This is a genomic window from Arcicella sp. (genome assembly GCF_964672035.1).
This window is the reverse complement of sequence record NZ_CBABQS010000024.1, coordinates 46624-53648: the sequence shown is the minus strand read 5'-3', so window position 1 is coordinate 53648 and position 7025 is coordinate 46624. Positions and strand designations below refer to the sequence as shown.

5 protein-coding genes are annotated in these 7025 nt (G+C 34.7%); all 5 read left to right on the top strand.

Annotated features, from left to right (window positions below; all coding sequences use genetic code 11):
• Positions 1–244 precede the first annotated feature (244 nt).
• Positions 245–1351, top strand: a complete 1107-nt coding sequence (locus tag AC1W31_RS09130) for an FG-GAP repeat domain-containing protein (protein ID WP_481734124.1) — start codon at positions 245–247, stop codon at positions 1349–1351.
• A 100-nt stretch (positions 1352–1451) separates the two neighbouring features.
• A complete protein-coding gene (locus AC1W31_RS09125; protein ID WP_481734123.1) occupies positions 1452–2534 on the top strand; it encodes an LptF/LptG family permease in 1083 nt (360 codons plus the stop codon).
• Positions 2535–2585: 51 nt separating this feature from the next.
• Positions 2586–3491 carry a DMT family transporter gene (locus AC1W31_RS09120; RefSeq protein ID WP_481734122.1) on the top strand — a complete coding sequence of 302 codons (906 nt, stop codon included), beginning with the start codon at positions 2586–2588 and terminating at the stop codon, positions 3489–3491.
• Positions 3492–3853: 362 nt separating this feature from the next.
• The gene (locus AC1W31_RS09115) at positions 3854–5545 is read left to right on the top strand and encodes a hypothetical protein (RefSeq protein WP_481734121.1); all 1692 of its coding nucleotides are present in this window, start codon (positions 3854–3856) and stop codon (positions 5543–5545) included.
• A gap of 88 nt (positions 5546–5633) precedes the next feature.
• On the top strand, positions 5634–7025 hold the full coding sequence (locus tag AC1W31_RS09110; protein ID WP_481734120.1) for a hypothetical protein: 1392 nt from the start codon (positions 5634–5636) through the stop codon (positions 7023–7025).

Genomic DNA, 7025 nt, shown 5'->3' with positions numbered 1-7025 from the left:
TTGTAATAAACTTGTTCATCGTATTTTTGCTTGCGTTAAACGAAAAGAATGTTATGTCGAAAACTATATCACAACCAATAGTTTTTGAAAAGTAATTTGTACTTTTTTAATACTTTTTCCTTGTTTTTACCATAGAAATCGTCCCAGTGTAAATCAGTACAATCGGTAAAATCTATGGTCTAATTTTGTTTAAGGAAAATAGCATAAAACTTGGTATCTTATCTTAAACAACCCTTATTTACGCATGAAAAAAATCATTATTTTATTGTTTTTGACGACCGCAGGGTTTTCACAATCCATTAAATTTCGTTCGCAAATGATTGCGGCAGAAAGTTTTGAATCGGTTGGCGTTTTTGATGTAAATAAAGATGGAATTTTAGACATTGTTTCGGGCTACTATTGGTATAAAGGACCTTCCTTTCGTGACCGTATTTACATAGGAGCGATAGAAAGACACGGCGAATATTGGGATGCCTTTTCGGTTCTTCCTTTTGATGCCAACGGAGATGGTTGGACGGATTTTATCACAGGAGGATGGTGGGGAAATAGTCTCAAGATTTGGGAAAATCCTAAAAATGACGGGTCTTGGAAAGAAAGTATAATTGACACCTGCGGAAACGTTGAAACTACTCGTTTATTCGATGTCGATGGCGATGGAGTAATGGAAATTTGTCCCAATAATCCGAGAAAATCTTTAAAATATTATCGTTTTGAAAATGGTAAATTTAAAAGATATGCAGTTGCTGAAACGCAAGGACATGGTTTAGGTTGTGGAGATATTAATGGCGACGGTCGCAATGATTTTGTATCCGCCGATGGTTGGTACGAAGCGCCCCAAGATCTACGGAAAGGGAAATGGGTTTATCACCCAGACTTCAAATGGGGAGAATTAAGCGTTCCGATTATCGTAACAGATGTAAATGGTGACGGTAAAACTGATTGTATTGCGGGGCAAGGGCATGGTTACGGATTGGACTGGTACGAGCAAGTTATTGATAATCAGAAAAACAGAACTTGGAAAAAGCACGCCATTGACCCTTATAATTCTCAATATCACGAAATGGTTTGGGCTGATTTGGATGGGGATGGTAAAAATGAATTGATAACGGGAAAGCGTTGGCGAGCTCACGATAGTAATGACGCAGGCGCAAGCGATAATATCGGTTTATATTATTTCAAATGGAATGGAGATAGTTTTGTCAAGCAAGTCATCAGTTATGGGGCTTTTGGCATTGGTAAAGGCACGGGCGTTCAAATGTCGGTGGCTGATTTACGTGGAAATGGTCAGAAAGATATTATTGTGGCGGGCAAAGATGGGCTTTATGTTTTTTGGAATGAAGAGAAACAATGATATTTTAATAACATTTAACCTGCAAAAAAACCGCTCTATCGTTGAGCGGTTTTTTTATTCGTAAATTTGCAGAATCCTACAAAAATTTACGACAACGTACATGAAAATTCTTGATTTATATATCATAAAAAAATTCTTGAGAACGTATTTCTTTGCGGTTCTTATCATCGTAACCATCATTATGGTTATTGATTATACCGAAAAGATTGATAATTTTATTGATAATAAAGCGCCTCTCAACGAAATTTTAGGGGATTATTACCTCAATTTTATTCCTTATTGGGCCAATTACATCAGTCCTTTGATGGTCTTTATTGCCACCGTTTTTTTTACGGCAAATATGGCCGCCCGAACCGAAATTATTGCCATTCTGAGTACTGGAGTCAGTTTTATGCGGTTTCTTCGTCCCTATTTGATTGGTTCTACCTTGCTCGGTTTGCTTACTTTTTTAATGGTAGGCTGGGTAATCCCCATTGCTAATAAAACCCGTATTGCCTTTGAAAGAAAATACGTAGAAGGTGGTTCTTATTATTTCAGCGGGCGGGACGTTCACATCAAAATTGGCCCCGAAGATTATGCCTATATGGAAAGTTATGATACTGGAACAAACACGGGTTATCGGTTTGCGTTGGATAAAATTTCGGATAGTAAGTTGAAAGTTAAGTTGTTAGCTGACAGAATTGTTTGGGATACTACCCGCCGAAAATGGACAATTCAAGATTATAGAATCAGAACTTTTTTGGAAAATGGAAAAGAAACACTAACCTACGGCGCAAAGTTGGATACTACGTTGAACTTGCTACCCAAAGATTTCGACAGTAAATATCAATTGCAAGAAACCTTCACGATGCCCGAATTGGAAGAAACGATTGATAAAGTGAGAAGTCGTGGTTCGGATGGAATTGAAATATTTTTAATTGAAAAATACCTTCGTTTCGCTAATCCTTTTGCCGTGGTAATTCTGACGGTTATTGGCGTAATTGTTTCCGCTCGCAAAGCCCGAGGCGGCGTAGGATTTCAGATTGCTTTGGGCTTTATGTTGGCATTTTTGTACATTCTGTTTTTCATGATGAGCAAAGGAATTGCCCAATCGGGTGGAATGCCGCCACTTTTGGCCGTTTGGTTACCTAATATTGTCTTTACTTTTATTGGCATGATTCTGTATCGAGCCGTTCCGAGATAATTAAATATATTCTTAAAATAGACCACGGATGACATTGTAACGTACACATTTATGAAAACCACTTTTAAAGACTTTTTTACTTTACATTTCGTCGTATTAATTTTTGGATTTACGGCAATTCTTGGGCAACTTATTTCGATTCATACGCTGGGATTAGTTTTTTTTCGTACACTTTTCGCAACGATTGGTTTTTATATCTACTTCAAAATAAGGGGTTTATCCATCGAAATTGATACCAAAGGAAAACTGCAATTATTGGGAACGGGTGGGATTATTGTGGCTTTACATTGGTTTACTTTCTTCTATTCCGCTAAGGTTTCAACCATTGCTATTTCGTTGGCAGGACTTTCAACTACTTCACTTTGGACGAGTTTTATAGAACCATTGTGGAATAAGAAACGGATAAAACCACTTCAAGTTATTTTTGGGAGTGTCATTGTTTTGGGTTTATATTTAATATTTCTCTACGAATTTAATCATATTTGGGGGTTAGGATTGAGTATTATTTGTGCGATTTTAGGGGCAACTTTCTCAGTCTTAAACGGAGAGTTTTCCAAAAAATATACTTCCCAAATCATTACTTTTTATGAAATGTTGGGCGTTGCCATTAGCACGTTTATTCCAGTTTTATATATTTTAATTTCTGGAAATACCACAATTTCCATCATCCCACAAGCCATGGATTGGCTCTGGATTTTTATCTTAGCCTTCGTTTGTACCATCTATGCCTACACAGAATCAGTCAATTTGGTTAGAATTTTCTCCGCTTTTACATTCAATTTGACCTTGAATTTAGAGCCAGTTTACGGAATAATGCTCGCTTACTCATTCTTCGGGGAAAAAGAACGCATGACAGCGGGATTTTATGCAGGAACTTTGGTAATTTTATTATCAGTCTTACTGTACCCTCTATCTGAAAAACTAACACGTGAAAACTTTAAACTTAAAAAACCTTAGTATCGTTCTGGGCATTGCTCCCATTTTATTTTTTGTCTATTACGTCTGGTAATACACGATTAATGTTCCTTTTCTTGACGACGAATATTGAAAGTTGAAAATGGAAAATATGAAATCAAATACAGCAACTTGAAAGTTAGATTGTAAATGGCAATTCTGTAAAAAGAGATTCTATTATGAAATTTTAAACGCAAACTTTGGTAATTTTGGACTTTGTTCTAATGCACCACGTGTTCAGTAACTTTAAATCTGTCTTTTATTATAAAAATTTGTATCCGAATTCTTGCCTATAAACTACTTAAAACATAATAATTTGACCCAAAAAAGATTTTGCTGTTCGCATAAAACAACCACAATCACGAATGAAATCATTACAATTGAAAAACTTTGCTGTTTTTTTAATGCTATGTCCAATTCTATTCTTTATTTATTACGTTTGGAAATATACGATAAATATACCCTTTTTGGACGATAGTTTATATTACACCAAGTGCTTAGTTGATGTAGAAAAAAGTAATTCTATTGTTGATAAGTTCTGGATTTTTATGAAGCAACATACCATTACCGAGCATAGAACGCCAGTTTCTAAGTTTACGGCTTGGTTGATTTATAAATTTACGGGAAAGTTTAATTACACTATTTTGGCTCATTTGGGCAATATAGCTCTCTTTGGAATGATGTTTTTATTCTGGCGTTTCTTCAAAAAACACGTATGGAATATCATCTATTTTTTGCCAATACCATTCTTGATTTTTCAGATGCAAACGTACGAAAATCAGTTTTGGACTATCTGTAATTGGACGTATTATCCCATTGGTTTACTGCAAATGGTCGTCTTATATTTGCTGAGTTATCAAAAGAAAAACAACCTACTTTATGCCATTCTGACCACCATTTTAGTAACGTTTACTTTCAGTAATGGGATGTTTGTGTTTCTGCCCGCCGGATTAGTCTTGATTTATCAGAAAAGATATAAAGAATTGGGGCTTTTATTCGTGATAGGCGTGGCGTGTGTGGCTTTATATTTCAGTAATTATAGACCATCGCCAATTGCACCGCACGAGTTTTCATTGGCAAATTTATTGAGAGGATTTTTATTGTTGTTGGGGGCATACGTGGACGTACAAAGTTTCCATCAACTGGCCATTTTTACGAGTACATTTTTTGGTATAATCATTTTGTCATTAATGACTTGGGGAGGATTTGTATTATTAAAAAAATACATTCAAAGTACTGATAACCAAAGTGTTAGTTCATTGCAAAAAGATTATTTATTCATCATTTCCTCAATGATAGCCTTGTGTATGTCGGCGGGTGCGGTCGCTTATTCTCGCTATTCGGGTGAGTTCGGATTTGAAGAAATGTTTGTGAGTCGTTACCGTTTTATCAGTATTACACTCTTTTGTTTGGGATATTTATTTGCTTTATTATTGATTCATAAAGTGCAATATAAACGAATTTTATTGGCGGTTTTTTTCCCGATTACGAGTTTATTATACGTATATTCTTACTATTATTTGCATCAAAATAACGTCAATTTTCGTGAAAAATTAGTCGCTGCAGCCTTCAATTTTAAGTACCATAATAGTTGGGTTTTATATCCTTTCGATAACGATTGGACATATCAAGTTGATGTGGTAAATTCGGAAGCCATAAAAATGGGCGTTTATCAATTACCTAAGTTGCCATTTACAAATTTTCAAGAGGAAATAAATAAAGATACTGTTTACAATACCAGCGACTTAGCTTTTGTAATTGAACAAAAGAAAGATAGATTTACGGTGAAAAACGAAACACTCGATGTTGAAAACCCTTTGGAAATTCAGCAAAATGTCGTGCTTAAATCTAAAAGAAATTTGTATTTACTGCCTTTAAATCGTCAGCGAAATAAGAGCAGAAGGGATTATGTCTTAAATCAACATTTGTTTTGGAAAGGCTTTGAAACGGATATTCTCAAAAACACTTTTGTGCCAGACGAATATACCATTGGATTGTTGAAAGTTCAAGACGGAAAATACGAAATTCATTATAGTAATATTAAAATTAAGTTGTAGAAAAACGTTCAATGTTCAATATATCAATGCTATTTCTCTTTCTTTTTTTACCTTGAAAATTGAACATTAATTAAAATATATAAAATCGGTGCTTACCCCAAAAAACTTAGCAAATTCGGCCTTGTGGCTACTTTTTTTAATGACAGTTATTCCAATTGGTCTATTAGCAATCTATAATCATCCATCCGTTGATGACGATTATTGTTTCGCTTACATGACCAGAGATTACGGTTTTTGGGAGGCTCAAAAATTCTACTACGAAGGTTGGTCAGGAAGATATATTTCCAATATGATTTTTCATGCGACTCCCTTGGCTTTTGGCGTTTTTTGGTTTGTAAAAGTGATGCCCTTTTTGATTTTGGGTTTATTATATCACGCCATTTACACGCTAATTGGTGAATTATTAAAGCCATCACGACAAAATCAATTATTATTGGCCGCCACTTTTTTAAGCCTTTTTATTATTTTCTCGTCGAGCGTGGTTGATACTTTTTATTGGTACACTTCCGTTTTTATTTTCCCAACTTCGGTTTGTTATTTTCTGTATTTGATAGTGGTTATTTTACGCTATTATCAGCGTCAATATCAGCGAATTAAATATCCAATTGCGCTTTTAGCCGCCACTTTAGTATTTTTTATCGTGGGTTCTAATGAAGTGATGATGCTTTTTGTGTTGGCTTTTTTGGGAATGGTTTGGCTGTATATTTTAGTTTTTGAAAAACGATTTGACGGTTTTATTTTTGGATTAATCCTTGTGGGAGCATATTTTGCCTTCTTTTGGGTAATTAAAGCGAAAGGAAATGAAATTCGTATGGCAGGCGGAAATGTTTTAGGAGGGGCTATTTTTCAATCGCTTTTAAATGCCTTAAAATCAACGATTGTAAGTTGTTTAAGATGGGGGGTACTTTTAATGTTTTTTGCATTTTCATATTCAATATATTTCTTGAAAAAATACTTCCCACAAATACCCTCCAATGTCTTCAAAGTAAATATTTGGATAGCCATTGCAGGGCTATTTGTCTTAATTTTTCTGATGTTTTTTGTAATTCATTATGGCAATGACATGGGCGTTCCTGACCGTGTGAAAAATATTATTTTTGCCATTTACGCACTTGGTTTTTTTTATATTGTTACCATTGCCCATTTTGCTTATTTTGATGAAAAGAGAAAGGTTAAAAATGAATGGGGATGGATTGGATTAATAACATTTACATTATTGTCTTCTATTTATTTTGATGGCAAAAACTTAATAACAATGTACGCTGATATTCGCTTGGGAATTGCCAAAAGATATGACCAAGAAATGACTCAGCGATATACCCAAATCAGAGAAAGTAAAACGGATACTATTTATCTGGCTCCGCTAAAAAATATTCCGAAATCTCTCTGTTTCGACGACATAAAAACCAACGAAAAACACCTTTGGAATAAATGTTATGCTACTTATTTTGATAAGAAAGTGATAATTTTGAAAGAGTAA